The 15,645-nt window shown below is 72.7% G+C and carries 17 protein-coding genes; 12 read left to right on the forward strand and 5 right to left on the reverse strand.

Annotation, left to right across the window (positions count from 1 at the left end):
• The first annotated feature begins 444 nt into the window (after positions 1 to 444).
• The 3 genes from ACFWUQ_RS19980 to ACFWUQ_RS19990 all read left to right on the forward strand — a co-directional run bounded on the left by ACFWUQ_RS19980 (position 445) and on the right by ACFWUQ_RS19990 (position 3,070).
• Positions 445 to 696 carry a hypothetical protein gene (locus ACFWUQ_RS19980; protein WP_384539540.1) on the forward strand — a complete coding sequence of 84 codons (252 nt, stop codon included), beginning with the start codon at positions 445 to 447 and terminating at the stop codon, positions 694 to 696.
• A gap of 10 nt (positions 697 to 706) precedes the next feature.
• Positions 707 to 2,794, forward strand: a complete 2,088-nt coding sequence (locus tag ACFWUQ_RS19985; RefSeq protein WP_384539542.1) for a SpoIIE family protein phosphatase — start codon at positions 707 to 709, stop codon at positions 2,792 to 2,794.
• Positions 2,795 to 2,902: 108 nt separating this feature from the next.
• On the forward strand, positions 2,903 to 3,070 hold the full coding sequence (locus ACFWUQ_RS19990) for a hypothetical protein (protein WP_384539545.1): 168 nt from the start codon (positions 2,903 to 2,905) through the stop codon (positions 3,068 to 3,070).
• Between the two features lie 41 nt (positions 3,071 to 3,111).
• Here ACFWUQ_RS19990 and ACFWUQ_RS19995 read toward each other — a convergent pair whose 3' ends face one another.
• On the reverse strand, positions 3,112 to 3,558 hold the full coding sequence (locus ACFWUQ_RS19995; RefSeq protein WP_384539548.1) for a DUF6299 family protein: 447 nt from the start codon (positions 3,556 to 3,558) through the stop codon (positions 3,112 to 3,114).
• A 294-nt stretch (positions 3,559 to 3,852) separates the two neighbouring features.
• Between ACFWUQ_RS19995 and ACFWUQ_RS20000 the strand changes: the two genes are divergently transcribed.
• A complete protein-coding gene (locus ACFWUQ_RS20000; protein WP_384539550.1) occupies positions 3,853 to 4,347 on the forward strand; it encodes a DUF5949 family protein in 495 nt (164 codons plus the stop codon).
• Positions 4,348 to 4,516: 169 nt separating this feature from the next.
• On the opposite strand, the gene ACFWUQ_RS20005 is transcribed toward ACFWUQ_RS20000, so the two are convergent.
• Both ACFWUQ_RS20005 and ACFWUQ_RS20010 read right to left on the reverse strand, forming a co-directional pair.
• A complete protein-coding gene (locus ACFWUQ_RS20005) occupies positions 4,517 to 5,770 on the reverse strand; it encodes a cytochrome P450 (RefSeq protein ID WP_384539553.1) in 1,254 nt (417 codons plus the stop codon).
• A 95-nt stretch (positions 5,771 to 5,865) separates the two neighbouring features.
• The gene (locus tag ACFWUQ_RS20010; protein WP_384539555.1) at positions 5,866 to 7,023 is read right to left on the reverse strand and encodes a low temperature requirement protein A; all 1,158 of its coding nucleotides are present in this window, start codon (positions 7,021 to 7,023) and stop codon (positions 5,866 to 5,868) included.
• Between the two features lie 171 nt (positions 7,024 to 7,194).
• Here ACFWUQ_RS20010 and ACFWUQ_RS20015 point away from each other — a divergent pair, with 171 nt between their 5' ends.
• From ACFWUQ_RS20015 to ACFWUQ_RS20050, 8 genes are all read left to right on the forward strand, one after another.
• Positions 7,195 to 7,443: a hypothetical protein gene (locus tag ACFWUQ_RS20015; RefSeq protein ID WP_384539558.1), complete on the forward strand. Its 249-nt coding sequence runs from the start codon at positions 7,195 to 7,197 to the stop codon at positions 7,441 to 7,443.
• Between the two features lie 67 nt (positions 7,444 to 7,510).
• On the forward strand, positions 7,511 to 8,644 hold the full coding sequence (locus tag ACFWUQ_RS20020; protein WP_384539561.1) for an MFS transporter: 1,134 nt from the start codon (positions 7,511 to 7,513) through the stop codon (positions 8,642 to 8,644).
• Complete coding sequence (locus tag ACFWUQ_RS20025) at positions 8,641 to 10,971, forward strand: molybdopterin oxidoreductase family protein (RefSeq protein ID WP_384539564.1); 2,331 nt, start codon at positions 8,641 to 8,643, stop codon at positions 10,969 to 10,971. The genes ACFWUQ_RS20020 and ACFWUQ_RS20025 overlap by 4 nt, the downstream gene beginning before the upstream one ends.
• Before the next feature lie 6 nt (positions 10,972 to 10,977).
• A complete protein-coding gene (locus ACFWUQ_RS20030) occupies positions 10,978 to 11,577 on the forward strand; it encodes a 4Fe-4S dicluster domain-containing protein (RefSeq protein WP_384539567.1) in 600 nt (199 codons plus the stop codon).
• Positions 11,574 to 12,239: a ubiquinol-cytochrome c reductase iron-sulfur subunit gene (locus ACFWUQ_RS20035; RefSeq protein ID WP_384539570.1), complete on the forward strand. Its 666-nt coding sequence runs from the start codon at positions 11,574 to 11,576 to the stop codon at positions 12,237 to 12,239. Before ACFWUQ_RS20030 ends, ACFWUQ_RS20035 begins: the two co-directional genes overlap by 4 nt.
• Positions 12,236 to 12,604: a hypothetical protein gene (locus tag ACFWUQ_RS20040; RefSeq protein ID WP_384539573.1), complete on the forward strand. Its 369-nt coding sequence runs from the start codon at positions 12,236 to 12,238 to the stop codon at positions 12,602 to 12,604. The genes ACFWUQ_RS20035 and ACFWUQ_RS20040 overlap by 4 nt, the downstream gene beginning before the upstream one ends.
• A 2-nt stretch (positions 12,605 to 12,606) precedes the next feature.
• Positions 12,607 to 14,037 carry a NarK family nitrate/nitrite MFS transporter gene (locus ACFWUQ_RS20045; RefSeq protein WP_384539576.1) on the forward strand — a complete coding sequence of 477 codons (1,431 nt, stop codon included), beginning with the start codon at positions 12,607 to 12,609 and terminating at the stop codon, positions 14,035 to 14,037.
• Between the two features lie 43 nt (positions 14,038 to 14,080).
• Positions 14,081 to 14,302, forward strand: coding sequence for a hypothetical protein (locus ACFWUQ_RS20050; protein ID WP_384539578.1), 222 nt, complete (start codon positions 14,081 to 14,083; stop codon positions 14,300 to 14,302).
• Between the two features lie 49 nt (positions 14,303 to 14,351).
• On the opposite strand, the gene mscL is transcribed toward ACFWUQ_RS20050, so the two are convergent.
• Positions 14,352 to 14,852, reverse strand: coding sequence for a large conductance mechanosensitive channel protein MscL (gene mscL, locus ACFWUQ_RS20055; RefSeq protein WP_384539581.1), 501 nt, complete (start codon positions 14,850 to 14,852; stop codon positions 14,352 to 14,354).
• A 123-nt stretch (positions 14,853 to 14,975) separates the two neighbouring features.
• Positions 14,976 to 15,560, reverse strand: a complete 585-nt coding sequence (locus ACFWUQ_RS20060) for a hypothetical protein (protein ID WP_384539583.1) — start codon at positions 15,558 to 15,560, stop codon at positions 14,976 to 14,978.
• Positions 15,561 to 15,645: the final 85 nt, after the last annotated feature.

A 15,645-nucleotide genomic window follows, 5' to 3' on the forward strand; every position in this document is an offset into this window, starting at 1 on the left:
GGGCCGGGACCGGAGCCCGCCGCGCTCCCCTGTCCGGCTCCGACGGAGGCGCCGGCGGAGCCGGACTGGTTGGTCACCCGCTGACCGCGGGAGTGGAAGGAGCGCCGTGACCCGGATGGACGACCTCGTGGCGGTCGGGGCGGGCCCGGCGCCCGACGGCCGGCACACCCTGGCACCGGCACGCCGGAGTGCGGCGTCGGTTTCGGGTCCTCGTGGCCCGGACGGTTCTCCGACGGGCCGCCGGCGGCTCCCTCATTCGGCCCTTCCATGCGATTCGTGCACTGCGCGGGCTCCACGGCGGGGAGACTGGTGACAGGAGTCCTGAGGCGCCCCGGCGCCCGGAGCCCGGGGCCGGGCTCCACCGGTGCGGTCCGGGGTCCCCGGGCCGCGGCCGGGCATCCGAAGACGTATCCGCGGTGAGATCCGCGGTGAGAGGGGTCCGGGATGAGCGCGGAGCGAGCACAGGGGCGCGGCTGGGTACGCATTCCGGCCAGCCGCGCGGAGCAGCCCGCCGCGCCGAGGGCGGCGGGGTACGACCACGCCCCGTACGCGGGCGCCCCCCACCCGGCCTCCGCCCACCCCCCGATCTACCTCTCCCTCGTCAGGCGCTGGCGGGAGGCCGGCCGCACCCTTCCGGGGCATCCTGACGAGGAGTGGGAGCGGCTGATCTCCCAGCCGTGCTGGCCCGGCCGATAGGTGGTGTGTCTTGGCAGCGGCGGAGCACGACGGACCCGGGCAGGACCGGCGGTCCCCCGTGACCGGGGCCGCGGAGCGGCTCGCGCTGAACGGCATGGGCAGCTTCGAGTGGGACCTGCTCGCCGGGACCCTCACCGTGGACACGGCCGGGATGAGCGTCTTCGACCTGGAGCCGGAGGAGTTCGACGGCACCCCGGAGGGCCTCGGGCTGCGGATCCCCGCCGAGGACAGCGCGCGCCTCGGCGAGGCCGTGGTGGCGGTCCTGGACAGCGGCGAGGAGACGTACGGCTCGTACTTCACCGTGCACCGGCGCGACGGCCGCGACCAGTGGACGCACACCCAGGGCCGGGTGCTGCGCGACGGGACGGGACGGGCCCGGCGGATCGTGGGCATCGTCCGGGACGCGACGGCGGAGCTCGCGCAGGCCACGCTGCTGCGCAAACTGGAGACGGCCCGCGCCCAGCAGACGACGATCGTCCAGCGGACCACGGAGGCCCTGTCGCGGGCGGTGACGGTCGACGACGTCACGGCCGCGCTCACCGGGGCGGGCGCGCTGGAGCGGCTCGGCGCGGACGGGCTGGCGCTCGGACTGGTCGAGGGCGGCACCATCAAGATCATCGCGCTGAGCGGGGAGTCGCTGGAGATCCTCAGCGAGCGGCGCTTCACCCGGCTGGACGGATCGCTGCCGCTGTCGCAGGCGGTCGTCAGCAGACAGGCCCGCTTCGTCACCTCCCTCGCCGCGCTCGGCGACGAGTTCCCGCTGCTCAGCGACTACCTCGGCCGTATCCAGTACGACGCGGCCGCCTATCTGCCGCTGATCGCGCAGGCCCGGGCCATCGGCGGCCTGGTCCTCTTCTACCGGCGGCGCAGCGAGTTCAGCCCGGAGGAGCGCAACCTCTGCCTGGGCCTCGCGGGCATCGTGGCCCAGTCGCTCCAGCGGGCGCTGCTGTTCGACCAGGAACGGGAGTTCGCGACGGGCCTGCAGGCCGCGATGCTGCCGCGCCGGATCCCGGACATCACGGGCGGTGAGATCGCGGTCCGCTACCACTCGGCCTGGAGCGGCCGGGAGGTCGGCGGGGACTGGTACGACGTGATCTCGCTGCCGCGCGACCGCGTGGGGATCGTGGTGGGCGACGTCCAGGGCCACGACACGCACGCGGCGGCCATCATGGGCCAGCTGCGCATCGCGCTGCGGGCGTACGCGGGGGAGGGCCACCCGCCCTCCACCGTCCTCGCCCGGGCCTCGCGCTTCCTCGCCGAACTGGACACCGAGCGCTTCGCCACCTGCATGTACGCGCAGGTGGACCTGGAGACCGGAGGGGTCCGGGCGGTCCGCGCCGGCCATCTCGGCCCGCTGATCCGGCATACGGACGGGCGGACCGGCTGGCCCAACGTGCGGGGCGGCCTGCCGCTCGGGCTGGCCACGCTCTTCGAGCGGGAGGAGTTCCCGGAGACTCGCCTGGACCTGGTGCCGGGGGAGACGCTCGTGCTGTGCACGGACGGGCTCGTGGAGGAGCCGGGCACGGCCATCACCCAGGGCATGGAGGCCCTCGCCCACGCCGTGCGCAGCGGCCCGCAGGGGGCGGGGGCGCTCGCCGACCACCTCTCGGACCGGCTGTGGGAGCGCTGGGGCTCCGGGGACGACGTGGCCCTGCTGGTGCTGCGCCGGGCCCCCGACCCGGGCACCCACCGGGCCCCGCGCATCCACCAGTACGTCCACCAGGCGGACCCGGAGGGCCTGTCGGAGGCCCGGTACGCGCTGCGGCAGGCGCTGCGCGACTGGGACATGGCCGAACTGGCCGACGACGTGGAGCTCGCCGCGGGGGAGCTGCTGGTCAATGCCCTGCTGCACACCGACGGCGGGGCGGTGCTGACCATGGAGGTACTGCCCGAGCCGGTCCGGCGGATCCGGCTGTGGGTCAAGGACCGCTCCAGCGTGTGGCCGCGCCGCCGCACCCCGGGGGAGGCGGCCACGACGGGCCGCGGACTGCTGCTGGTGGACGCGCTGGCCACGCACTGGGGGGTGGAGTCCCGGGGCGACGGCAAGGCGGTGTGGTGCGAGTTCGACGCCGGGAGCCGGTCGCGGAGCTTCGGGTGACGGGCAGCCCGGGCGAGCCGGTCGCGGCGCTCGGGTGACCGTGCGCTCACCCCGAGTTGTGGGCAGCCCGGGGCGGGGTGATGATGCGGGCATGAAACGGATCGTGCTGTGCGCAGGCTGAGCAGAGGCGCGGTGACGGGCATCCTGGCCGTGCTCCTCCTGGCCGCCGGGGTGCCGACGGTCGTGGACTGGACGACGGGCCGCCCGCACGCGGACCCCGGGTGCCAGACGGTGGCGTTCATGTCGATGACGGACGCGGCGCCCGAGTGCCGGTAGCGGCGGCTACCGGCCGGGCGCGTCCCTGCCGGTCCGTCCGCTCAGCCCTGGGCGACCAGGCGGATCACCTTGCGGTCCTCCGCGACCGTATCGACCGAACGCGGCATCAGGCCCGAGAAGTGGATCTCGTTGAGCTGGGCCTCGGCCAGCGCCTCGCCCGGCCGGATGTCCGGGGTGAACCTGAGCGAGCCGGTGGCCTTCCACGCGTGGACCTTCCCGTCGCAGTGCGCCTCGCCGCCGCCGAAGGCGAGCCGGGTGCTGCCCTGCTCGACGGCCGCGGCGATCTGGAGCTTCGCTCCGACGGGTGACGGGTTGGCGCAGTGGTAGGTGCCGGAAAGGGTGACCGTGCCGTCCTCGCCGATGTGGCCGTGCGACCGAATGGAGATTCCCTGCTCGAATACGGTGGCCTGGGCGGGGGGCGTGCAGACCGCCGTGGCGGCCAGAGCGGAGAGCGCTGCAAAAGCGATACGGCTTCCGTGAATACCCATCGTTCCTCCGGGTGAGTGCGGGCGGCGGGATTCCGCCGGAACGCATTGTGCTGGCAGACGGCCGGCAACTCGCTCCGCGCGGTCGTGTCGGCGGGTGCAATTTCCTGCTCGGGCGCGTGCTGAGCGGGCCGAGGGACGGGGCCGTGTTCGAAATCCCGGAAAACCCGCGTCGAACGTATCCAGTACCTGGACGCGAACGTGCGGACGAATTCCGGAGAGGGATTCTGGACCGTCTAGCCCGCGCGGGTGAAAGGCCGCGAAGGGCGCGGGGAAGAGACCACTAGGGTGCGGCGCATGACTTCTACTCAAGCCGAAATCGACCGGTCCCATCTCGGCACCCTTTCGGTGCTCGCCTGGATCGGCGACCCTTCCGAGGCCCACGACATCCCGTACCTCCTCGCCTACACCCTCGGCGACGGCCCGAAGGGCCGGGAGGCCGGCGAGGCGGCGGCGCGCGGACTGCTGGAGGAGATCGGCCTGCCGATCGGGGACGTCGTCATGGACGGCACCCGCAACCCGGCGGCCTTCCCGGTGCAGATCCTGTTGGAGGGCAACCAGATCGCGCTCACCCTGCCGGGCATGAACGCCCAGTGCACGGCGCCCGACGAGTGGGTGGCCGCGGCGGACGAGAGCGGGCAGGCGTACTTCCTCTTCGCCACGCGGGCCTGGCCCGAGGCGGTCCCGGGCCGGCCGGTCGACGCGAAGACCCTGCAGGAGTTCGCCGGCGACGAGGCCGTCCTGACCGGCAGCGCGCACTGCGTCCTGTCCGTGCGGCGCCTGCAGAAGTAGCCGCGCGAGGGTGCCGCACGTCCCCCGGACCCGTCCGGGGGCCCGCCGGACGCCCCGCCTCCACGCACTCCGGCCGCCGGGCTCCCAGCCTGCCCGGTGGCCGGTCCCCGGCCGTCCCGTGTGCGCGCGGGGCCCGGCCGGTCCGCGGTCGTCCGCGCGCGCGTCCGGGTCAGGGCCGCTCGAAGGTGAACGCGAGCGAACGGACCCGGTTGTCGAAGTTCGACCCCGCCAGATCCGGCAGCCCCACCGCGCGGAGCCCGACCGGCCGGGTCAGCAGCTCGCGGAACAGCGCCTTCATCTCGACCCGGGCCAGGTGCGCGCCCAGGCAGTAGTGCGGGCCGCCGCCGCCGAAACCGAGGTGGGGATTGGGCGAGCGGGTGACGTCGAAGGCGTCGGGGTCCGGGAAGACCGCCTCGTCGCGGTTGGCGGAGGCGTAGTACAGCACCACCTTGTCGCCGGGGCGGAAGAGGTGCCCGTCCATGGTGTGCTCGGCGGCCACCGTCCGGCGGAACTGGATGATCGGCGTCGAGTGCCGGATCATCTCGTCCACCGCGCCGTCGGCGTACGTGTCGAAGTCCGCCAGCAGCAGGTCCCGTTGGTCGGGGTGATCGGTCAGCAGGGTCAGCCCGTGGGTGATGGCGTTGCGGGTGGTCTCCACGCCGGCCACCATCAGCAGGGAGAAGAAGGCGCCCAGTTGGCGGGCGCCGAGGGCCTGCCCGTCGACGTTCGCGCACACCAGCGCCGAGATCAGGTCGTCCTCGGGGTGCCTGCGCCGCTCCCGGCCGATGCCCGCCACCATCCGCTGCATGCGGGCCAGGGCCCGCAGGCCGCGGCCGGGCACCCGCAGCCGGGCGGCCAGGCCCCGCTCCACGCCGATGTGCTCGGAGGCGTGGTTGACCCGGTCGGCGATCTCGGGCCGGTAGCGCTGCGGGATGCCCATCATGTTGCAGATGACCTCCAGGGGCAGCCGGGAGGCCACCGCCGCGACGAACTCGTCCGGTCCGTCGGCGAGTACGTCGTCGACGATGCGGGCCGCGACGGCGTGGACGTCCTCCTCGGCCGCCGCCAGCAGGCGGGGCGTGAAGGCCCGCTGGACGATCTTGCGGAGCTGGGCGTGGTCGGGGCCGTCCAGGTTGACCATCGAGTCCCCGAACAGGGCCCGTACCCAGCGGGCCGGCTCGGGCGTGGTCACGCCGGGGGCGCTGGCGAACACCTTCGGGAGGCGGCTCGCCTCCTGCACCTGGCCATGGCGTACGAGGGCCCAGTGCCCGGGCCCGGACCCCTCGGGGACGAACACGGGCCCGGGCAGGGCGCGCAGGCGGGCGAAGACCGCGAGGCGGTGGGCGGGGGGCCCCGTCCAGAATCCCGGGTCGGCCAGCTCCCGCCCGGGGTCGGATCCGGTGCGGGGTGCCGGGAGTGTCATGGCTGCCTCCAGTTGCTGCGCGACGTCCTGCGCTGGAGAACGGCTGGGGCGCCGCCGGGGTGACGGTGCGGCGCGGGGCCGTCGCCGTCGGCGGTTCAGAGAGCGGCGGGGACGGCGCGGTCGGACAGGGCGACGCCGACCGCCACCGTGGCCGCCGCGACCAGGCCCGCGTAGAGGACGGCATGGCTGCCCGTCCAGGTGCAGGCGAGGACCGCCAGGGCGGACACCGGCAGAATCAGCTGCTGGGCCGCGCCGCGCTTGAAGTAGCGGGAGTGCAGCAGCCACACCATCAGCAGGAACAGTGCGGTCGGGACGGTGACGGCGGCGTTGGCGGCGAGCTGCGGGATGTGCGCCTTGCCCACCGCGTGTTCGACGGCCACCTCGATGCCCGCTCCGATCGCCGCACCCGAGGCGAAGATCAGCAGGTGGCCGTAACCCCACGGGATCGCCTCCCGGTTCGAGGTCAGCCGGTGGTGCATCGGCACCGCGAAGTAGATCCACCACGCGGCGAAGACGATCAGGAGGCCGCCCGCCGCGATGGGGAGCAGTTCGTCCAGGGCCTCGTGCTCGTCGAGCGCGGACTTCACGGCCACCGTGCTCGCGGCGATCGTCTCGCCGAGCACGATGATGGTGAACAGCCCGTACCGCTCCGCGATGTGGTGGGCGTGCCAGGGCGTCTGGTGGCCGCGCTCGGCCACCACCGGCACCAGCAGCTCCGCCGCGACCAGCACCAGGAACAGCCAGCGCTTGGCACCGTCCGGCGCGAACAGCAGCGCCACCCAGCCCGCCTGGCAGACCGCCAGCCCTGCCGCGTACGTCAGCGCGGCCGTGCGCGCGGGGCCGCTCTCGCCGGCGGCGGCCCGCAGCCACTGCGAGGTGAGCGCCACCCGCATGATCAGGTAGCCGATGACGGCCACCGTCCAGTCGTTGTCCTCGAAGGCCCGGCTCACGCCCGCCGCGTAGACGAGGACACCGGCGATCTGGACGAGCGTGGCGATCCGGTACGGCACGTCGTCGCAGTCGTAGGCGGAGGCGAACCATGTGAAGTTCATCCACGCCCACCACACGCCGAAGAACACCAGGAAGTACCCGGTGACGCCCGAGGCGAAGTGGCCCTCCGCGAGGGCGTGCACCAGCGCGGCGCCGGCCTGGGCGATCGCCACGACGAAGCACAGGTCGAAGAAGAGTTCCAGCGGGGTGGCCGCACGGTGGTCCTCGTCGCGGCTGCGGGCGGTCATGGGGGTGTAGGCCATACGGCCAGCAGAGCAGAGGATCCGGCGGGCGGCCGGCCAGGCGCGCGGCCCGGACCGGCCCGCTACCCCGGGCGGGCCCGTACCGGCGGGCCGGCCGGTGGCGCGGGGCACCGAACGCCGCTGGAGCCCACCCTGGACTTCGCCCGCCGCGTCGCCGGCCTCGGCAAGGAGGTGCAGCTGCGCTTCGTGCTGGTGCCGGGGCTGACCGACGGCAGGGGGAACGTCGAGGGCGTCGCCGCCGTCGCCGGGAGTCTCGGCAACGTCTCGCGCGTCGACGTGCTCCCCTTCCGCGCGCTGGGGGTGAGCAAGTGGGAGTCGCTGGACATGCCTTACACCCTGCGCGGTACGCCGCCTCGCACCGCCGGGCAGGTCGCCGCGGCCAAGGCGGTCTTCGCGGCGCGCGGCTTGAAAGCCGTATAACCCGTTCGGGTCAACCCCAGGCCTGGCAAAACGGGCTGAACCAGTACAGAACACCTAGCGTGGTGCTGTGCCCGAGCCATCAGAAGCCCTTGCCGCCCCGCCACCGCCCCCCGGGGCGGCAGCCGCGACCGAGGCCGCCGCGACCCAGCCCGCACCCGCCCCCGCGCCGCGCGGCGGCAGGTCCGTCCACACCCGGGCCTCCCTGGCCGCCGCCCTCGTCTCGCTCCTGCTCGTCGTCGCGATCGTGCTCGGCAGCAGGCTCCTGCGCGACTTCGACTCGGCCCTCCTGCCGTACGCCGTCGCCACCGTGTTCCTCGCCTTCGGGGTCACCTACCGGTACACGGTGTGGGTCTCGGCGCCCGGTGCGCGCCGCCTCTTCAAGAAGGGCTTCGGCAGCCTCTTCTCGGCCGCCAACTTCCGTGCGGCGCCCACCGCCCTGCCGCGGATGATCGCGACCTACCTCGGCTTCCAGAAGTTCCTCGGCGCCCGCTCGCGCGCCCGCTGGGCCGCGCACCAACTCATCTTCTGGGGCTGCGTTCTGGCCGCGCTCATCACCTTCCCGCTCACCTGGGGCTGGTTCACCTTCACCTCCGGCAGCGGCTCGGGTCCCGGTTACGAGATGCGGGTCTGGGGCTTCAAGGTCCTCGGCTTCGACTCGCTCGACTTCCTGGGCTGGCTGATGTTCCACGGCCTGGACATCGCCGCCCTGCTGGTCATCCCCGGCGCCTCGTACTTCCTCTGGCGCCGGATGAGGGACCGCGGCGCCGGCACCGGCCAGCGCTTCGCCTACGACCTGCTGCCGCTGATCTGCCTCGTCGTGATCTCCGTGACCGGCCTGCTGCTGACGTTCTCGTCGATCTTCCTGCACGGCGGCGGCTACGAGTTCCTGGCCATCCTGCACATGGTGTCGGTGGTGTTCACCCTCATCTACATCCCGTTCGGGAAGTTCTTCCACATCGTGCAGCGGCCCGCCGCCGTCGGTATGCAGCTCTTCAAGTACACCGGCCGCCAGGACGAGCAGGTCTTCTCCTGCAAGCGCTGCGGCGAACCCGTCGACACCGCGCCGTACGTCGAGAACCTGCGCGCAACGATGCAGGACCTGAAGCTCGACTTCGACGCCTGGGCCGAGTACTGCCCCCGCTGCAAGCGGATGCTGCGCGGCAACGCCTACCTGACCCACGTCAAGAAGGGCTTCAAGTGACCGCGAACGACCCCGTCACCACGGCGTCCAGGCCCGCGCCGCTCCCCCTCGACCCCTCCATCGCCCCGCCCGGGACCCGCGAGTTCCGCGACGCCGGGGGCATCCCCGCGGACCAGTGGCACGCCGACCAGAACGGCGAGACCCTCGTCCCCACCCACTGCTGCTTCTGCGGCGTGCAGTGCGGGATGTACCTGCGCGTGGACCGGGGCGGCAAGGTCTTCGGCGTGGAGCCCCGCAACCACGACATCAACCGGATGCGGCTGTGCCCCAAGGGCATCAACGCCTACCAGCAGGTCAACCACCCCGACCGGCTGACCGCGCCGCTGATGCGCCGCAGCCGGGACGAGGAGTTCCGGGAGGCGTCCTGGGAGGAAGCCCTCGACTTCACCGTCTCGGAGATCCGCCGCATCCAGGCCGAGTACGGCAACGACGCCTTCGGCCTGCTCGGCGGCGCCAGCCTGTTCTCCGAGAAGACCTACCTCGTCGGCAAGTTCGGCCGGGTCGCGCTGAAGACCCGGCACGTCGACTACAACGGCCGGCTGTGCATGGTCAGCGCCGCGGGCGCCAACAAGCTCGCCTTCGGCATCGACCGGGCCGGCAACCCCTTCTCGGACATCCTCCTCACCGACTGCCTCCTCATCGCCGGGTCCAACGTGGGGGAGTGCTTCCCGGTGATGACCCAGTACCTGTGGGGCGCGCGGGACCGGGGAGCCTCGCTGATCGTCATCGACCCGCGCGAGACGGCCGTCGCCCGCACCGCCGACATCCACGTCGCCCTCAAGCCCGGCACCGACTCCGCCTTCTTCAACGCCGTCCTGCACGTGGTCGTCGCCGAGGGCCTCACCGACGAGGCCTACCTCGCCGCGCACACCACCGGATGGGACGAGGTCAAGAAGACCGTCGCCGCCTACCCGCCCGCCCGAGCCGCCGAGATCTGCGGGGTACCCGCCGAGCAGATCGTCCAGGTCGCCCGCGTCTTCGCCGGCGCGGGCAAGGCCATGGCCTGGCACGCCCGGGGCATCGAGCACCACTCGCAGGGTGTGGAGAACTGCCTCTCGGTCATCAACCTCTGCGTCGCCACCGGCAACATCGGCAAACCCGGCGCCGGCTACGGCACCATCACCGGTCAGGGCAACGGCCAGGGCGGCCGCGAGCACGGGCAGAAGTCCGACCTCCTCCCCGGCGGCCGCTCCATCACCAACCCGGAGCACCGCGCGCAGATCTGCCGGATCTGGGGCATCGAGGAGAGCGAACTCCCCGGCGCCGGGACCTCCATGATGGAGATGGTCTGGCAGATGCAGCGCAAGGAGATCCGCGGGCTCATCGGCATCTGCAACAACCCGTTCGTCTCCCTCCCCAACTACGGGGTGGTCAAGGAGGGCTACGACGCCGCCGAGTTCCACGCCCAGTTCGACTTCTTCCTCTCCGAGACCGCGGCCAACGCCCATGTCGTCTTCCCCGTCACCACCTGGGCCGAGGACGAGGGCGTGATGGCCAACGCGGAGGCGCGGGTGGTCAAGCACAACAAGGCCCAGGAACCCCCGGCCGGCGTACGGACCGACACCTGGGTCATCTGCGAACTCGCCAAACGGCTGGGCGCCGGGCACCACTTCGACTTCCCCGGGTCCCGCGAGGTGTTCGAGGAGCTGCGCGTCGCCTCCGCCGGAACGGTCAACGACTACTACGGCATCACCTACGAGCGGCTGGAGGAGACCGGCGGGATCTCCTGGCCGTGCCCCTCCACCGAGCACCCGGGCACGCCCCGGCTCTTCGAGGACGGCCGGACCTACCACCCCGACGGCCGGATCCACCTGCAGGTCGTCGCATGGCATCCGCCCATGGACGCCTACACCGAGGAGTACCCCCTCTCCCTCACCACCGGCCGCACCGTCGCGCACTTCCTCTCCGGCAACCAGACCCGCCGCCTGGGCGCCCTCGTCGAGCAGACCCCGCGCCCCTGGGTGGAGGTCCACCCCTCGCACGGCTTCCGGGACGGCGACCCGGTCCGGGTGGTCACCCGCCGCGGCAGTGAGGTCTTCCCGGCCCTGGTCACCGAGGCCATCCGCCCCGACACCGTCTTCATCCCGTACCACTGGCCCGTCCCGACCGCCGCGAACGCGCTGACCATCGACGCCCTCGACCCGCGCTCGAAGATCCCGGAGTACAAGGTGTGCGCCGCCCGGATCGAGGCCGCCGAACGGGTCGACGAGGTCCCCGCGCCGCCCACGGCCCCGGGCCGGGAGGCCTACCCGGACGCCCAGGCCTCCCGCACCGACCCCCTGCCCCCCACGTCCCCGCAGGGCCGTGGCACGGCGGAGAGGAGCTGACCCGCCATGATGGGCCGCACGATCTTCATCGACCCGGGCCGGTGCATCGGCTGCCAGGCCTGCGTCTCCGCCTGCCGTGAATGCGACTCCCACCGCGGCAAGTCGATGATCCACCTGGACTACACCGAGCCCGGTACCTCCGTCGCCTCCCTCCCGACCGTCTGCATGCACTGCGAGGACCCGGTCGCGCCCTGCGCCGAGGTCTGCCCCGCCGACGCGATCCTGGTGACCGCCGACGGAGTGGTCCAGCAGGCCGACACCACCCGCTGCATCGGCTGCGCCAACTGCGTCAACGCCTGCCCCTTCGGCGTCCCGAAGATCGACCTCCAGGCGAAGCTCCAGATGAAGTGCAACCTCTGCTACGACCGCACCGCCTACGGCCTCGCCCCCATGTGCGCCACCGTCTGCCCCACCGGCGCGCTCTTCTACGGAACCCTCGAAGAGCTCCGCGCCGAGCGCCCCGGCGTGCAGGTCGCCGACTCGTTCGCCTTCGGCGACGTCGTGGTCAGCACCGGTGTGGCGATGGTCGTCCCCGCCGACAAGGTCCAGTGGCCCGTCCCCGGCGGCCTGCCCGTAGTCGAGATCAACGGAGTGGATGTCCGATGAGCGTGACCGAACAGCCCGCCCCCGGCCAGGGCCGGGGCCGGGACCCCGACGCCGACGGGGACGTTGCCGCCGAGGAGTTGCGCGACCGGATCAGCGCCGACTCCCTCACCACCCGCCGCGACTACCTGCGGATCGTCGCCACGGTCTCCGGCGGGCTCGCAGTCGGGGGCGTGGGCGTCGCCGCCGGCATCCTGCACCGGCACGGGGACACCGAGGGACTGCCCGAGGCCAAGAAGGTCGCCGACCAGCTGCCGCCGGGCCGGTCCGTGGCCTTCCGGTACCCCGGCGACGAGGACCGCGCACTGGCCGTACGGCTCGTCGACGGAACCCTCGTCGGCTACTCCGCCGTCTGCACCCACCTGGCCTGCGCCGTGCTCTGGCGCGAGGACCGGGGGGCCGAGGGAGAGCTGTACTGCCCCTGCCACGAGGGCGTCTTCGACGCCCGTACCGGCGAGGTGACCGCGGGCCCGCCGCCGCGGCCGCTCCCCAGGATCCTCCTGACCGAGCAGGCCGACGGCAGTGTCTGGGCCATCGCCACCGCCCGGTCCGGAGAGCCGGTCAAGGACGCCCTGTGCCGGCAGTTCGGCGATTCCCGGCCCGAGACGGCACGCCGCCTGGGCTGCCCCGGCGCGGACCTCACCACCGAGGGCGGCCGGGCATGAGCGACGCGCCGCTCCCCCCGCGCCCGGAATACCACCCGGGCAGCGCCCAGCCCCGGCTGAACCGGCCGGTGCGGGAGCGCTATCCGCAGATCCGCGCCACCAGCGGCTACGGAGACCCGCGGATCCGGCACACGGGCCCCGGCCCGGGGGCCGGCACCGAACAGGAGCCGGAGCGGTCCTCGAAGCTCAACGCCCGTCTGGTCCTGGCCCTCACGGTCGTGGTCGGACAGCTGTGGGCGCTGACCGTGACCGTCAACGAGTGGATGAAGGGCAACACCGGTACGGCCTGGTGGGGAGCGGGATTCCTGATCCTGTCCTTCCTCGTCGTGATCGCCCTGTGGCTCCTCGACCCGAAGGACAGATGACCATGGCGACGATACCCACGCCCACCCCGCCCTCGGTGCGCTCGCACCGGGCGGAGACCTACAAGCCCGGTGCCACCATCGGCGACTGGCGCCCCGAGGACGACGGCTTCTGGGAGTCCACCGGCCGCAAGGTGGCCCAGCGCAACCTCTGGATCTCGATCCCCGCGCTCATGCTCGGCTTCGTGGTCTGGCAGGTCTGGTCGGTGACCGTGGTGAAGCTGAACGACGTCGGCTTCGCCTTCTCCAAGTCCCAGTTGTTCTGGCTGACGGCCGTCCCCGGCATCACGGGCGGCACCTTCCGGATCCTCTACACCTTCATCGGGCCGAACTTCGGCGAGCGGAAGTTCACCGCGTTCAGCACGATGGTGCTGGTCGTGCCCATGCTGTGGCTCGGCTTCGCCCTCCAGGACACCGGCACCCCCTACTGGGAGCTGGCGCTGATCTCGGCCGTCTGCGGTATCGGCGGCGCGAACTTCGCCTCCTCCATGGCCAACATCGGCTTCTTCTTCCCCAAGCGGGAGAAGGGCAGCGCCAACGGCCTCAACGGAGGCCTCGGGAACCTCGGCGTCAGCGTGGTCCAGTTGGTCGCCCCGCTGGTCGTCACCGCCGCCGTGCTCGGCGCCCCGGCGGGCGGTCCCCAGCGCGACGCGAGGAACGACACCGACATCTGGTTGCAGAACGGCGCCTTCCTGTGGGTGCCCCTGCTGGTGATCATGGCTCTGCTCGCCTGGTTCCTGATGAACGACCTCAAGGTGGCCGCGGCCCCCTTCAGCCAGCAGAAGATCATCTTCAAGCGCAAGCACAACTGGCTGATGACCTGGCTCTACGTCGGCACCTTCGGCTCCTTCATCGGCTTCGCGGCCGGCCTGCCGCTGCTGATTAAGAACAACTTCGAGGCGCAGGGCTACCAGGCCACCACCTATGCCTGGATCGGCCCCTTCATCGGCGCTCTGATGCGCTGGGCCGGCGGCTGGCTCTCCGACAGGATGGGCGGGGCCCGGGTCACCATGCTGTCGTTCGTCGGCATGGCGGCCTCGCTGGTCGTGGTGATCTTCGCGCTGCCGCACGCGGGTGACGGCGGCCACTTCTGGGCCTTCTACCTCGGATTCCTCGCGGCCTTCGCCTTCTCCGGCCTCGGCAACGGATCGACCTTCCGGCAGATCCCGGTGATCTTCCGCGACCAGCACATGCGCGAGGCCGCGGGCAAGGGGCCCGAGGCGCAGACCGCGGCCCTGAGGCAGTCGGAGATGGAGGCGGGCGCCGTCACCGGCTTCTCCTCCGCCATCGCCGCCTACGGCTTCTTCTTCATCCCCGCGATGTTCGCCGCCATCGCCGTCACGCACGCGATGTGGATCTTCATCGTCTTCTACGCCACCTGCCTGGCGGTGTGCTGGTGGTTCTACGCCCGCAAGGGCGCCGAAGCCCCCAGCTGAGCGGCACCGGGGGCGGGGGCGGGGGCGGCCGTACCCTGGAGGCATGAGCCCCGCCCCCGCCTCCGACCCGCAGCCCGCACAGCCGACGCCGTCCCCGCAGTCCGGCGGGACGCGCCGGCCCAAGCCCCGGCTGGTCTTCGACGACCCGCTGGACCAGCAGTCCTCGGACGACACCGACCGGGGCTGGGGCGAGCGGGCGCCCGCCGGCGGAAGCGCGGCCGACCTGGCCCGGTTCCTCGACGAGAAGCCCCCGCACCACATCTGACCGGCGGCAGGGGCCGGCGCCGGCGCCGGCGCCGCCGCACGGATCCGCTCTAGAAGGGGTCCCGCGAGCCGACCGGAACGCCGTCCCTGCCACCCGGGCCCCGCTGGGCGACCAGGGCGTCCCGGATCTCCTTGAGGACCTCCAGCTCGCTGATCTCCATCGTCTCCTGGACGCCTTCCTTGGCCTTGCGCCGCACCTCCTGCTTGGCGAGGTACTTCGCCATCGGGAGGACCATCAGGAAGTACACGACCGCCGCCGTGATCAGGAAGGTGAGCGTCGCGTTGAGGACCGACCCCCAGAGGATCTCCACCCCCGTGGGCTGGCCGCCCCCGTCGAGGCCGCAGGGGGCCTTGATGCAGGACTTGTAGACGTCGAGGTTCTTCGTCCCGATGGCGCCCACCAGCGGTCCGATGATCCCCTTGACGATGGAGTTCACGATGTTCGTGAACGCCGCGCCGATGACCACGGCGACCGCGAGGTCGACCACGTTGCCGCGCATCAGGAAGGCCTTGAAGCCCGCCAGGACGCTCTCCTTCTTCTTGTCGCTCACCACTGAGCCCTTCTTTGCATGTGCCGAACACGGAGTCAACGGTTCCGAAAGCTACGGCAGTCCGGACCCGGCGTGTCCAATCGGGGCCCACCTCAAGGTGACTTGCCTGCTCATGCGTGCGATTCAGCACAGTGTCACCGCCAGACGGGCCGTGGTGCCCGCGCCCACGAGGGTTCGGGCCGTGTCCCGGGGGACGGAGAGGACCACCAGTGCTCCCCCCTCGCCGGTCTCGTGCCCAGGAGCGGGGACTTGGGCCACGCGGGCCCCGGTGGCCACCACCCGGGGCGGGCCCGTCCGCTCCGCCGCGACCACGTCGACCCGGTCCCCGGGACGCAGCAGCCGCACGGTCGCGGCGTCCGCGATGCGCACCGGGGCCGACACCATCCGCACCGCCGCGGGCGGCCGCTTCACCGCCGGGGGCGCCCCGCCCCGGGAGGCCTGCGCCTCGGTCCCGCCGACGGCCAGCGCCGCCGCGACGACGGCCAGCCCGGCCGCCCCGGCCCGCCGCCGGCGCCGCACCGCCCGGCGGAGCCGGTCCCCGCCCCGCCCGACGCGCAGCGGCGCGAAGGGCGGCACCGTCCGCGCGGGGGGACACGGAGCCGCCGTATCGCAGCGGTCGGGGGCCGAGCGGGAGGCCGTGTCGCAGCGGTCGGGCGGGGCCGAGCGGACGAGAGGGAGCGACGAACGTGTCGAAGGGCGTACGGACATGAGGACCACCACCGGTTGAGGAGTGCCGAGCCCGGACCCAGCGCCCGGACACCCCTCACCATCCGCCCCGCCGCGTGATCCCGCT

Origin of the sequence: Streptomyces sp. NPDC058662 (assembly GCF_042716255.1) — a bacterium.
GTDB lineage: Bacteria > Actinomycetota > Actinomycetes > Streptomycetales > Streptomycetaceae > Streptomyces.

Bases quoted from the DNA above. Each gene is read 5' to 3' on its own strand.
- ACFWUQ_RS20060 (WP_384539583.1), bottom strand. From the start codon at position 15,560: ATGTCCGTACGCCCTTCGACACGTTCGTCGCTCCCTCTCGTCCGCTCG.
- ACFWUQ_RS20030 (WP_384539567.1), top strand. From the start codon at position 10,978: ATGATGGGCCGCACGATCTTCATCGACCCGGGCCGGTGCATCGGCTGC.
- ACFWUQ_RS20035 (WP_384539570.1), top strand. From the start codon at position 11,574: ATGAGCGTGACCGAACAGCCCGCCCCCGGCCAGGGCCGGGGCCGGGAC.
- ACFWUQ_RS20005 (WP_384539553.1), bottom strand. From the start codon at position 5,770: ATGACACTCCCGGCACCCCGCACCGGATCCGACCCCGGGCGGGAGCTG.
- ACFWUQ_RS20040 (WP_384539573.1), top strand. From the start codon at position 12,236: ATGAGCGACGCGCCGCTCCCCCCGCGCCCGGAATACCACCCGGGCAGC.
- ACFWUQ_RS20050 (WP_384539578.1), top strand. From the start codon at position 14,081: ATGAGCCCCGCCCCCGCCTCCGACCCGCAGCCCGCACAGCCGACGCCG.
- ACFWUQ_RS20000 (WP_384539550.1), top strand. From the start codon at position 3,853: ATGACTTCTACTCAAGCCGAAATCGACCGGTCCCATCTCGGCACCCTT.
- ACFWUQ_RS20045 (WP_384539576.1), top strand. From the start codon at position 12,607: ATGGCGACGATACCCACGCCCACCCCGCCCTCGGTGCGCTCGCACCGG.
- ACFWUQ_RS19995 (WP_384539548.1), bottom strand. From the start codon at position 3,558: ATGGGTATTCACGGAAGCCGTATCGCTTTTGCAGCGCTCTCCGCTCTG.
- ACFWUQ_RS19980 (WP_384539540.1), top strand. From the start codon at position 445: ATGAGCGCGGAGCGAGCACAGGGGCGCGGCTGGGTACGCATTCCGGCC.
- ACFWUQ_RS20010 (WP_384539555.1), bottom strand. From the start codon at position 7,023: ATGGCCTACACCCCCATGACCGCCCGCAGCCGCGACGAGGACCACCGT.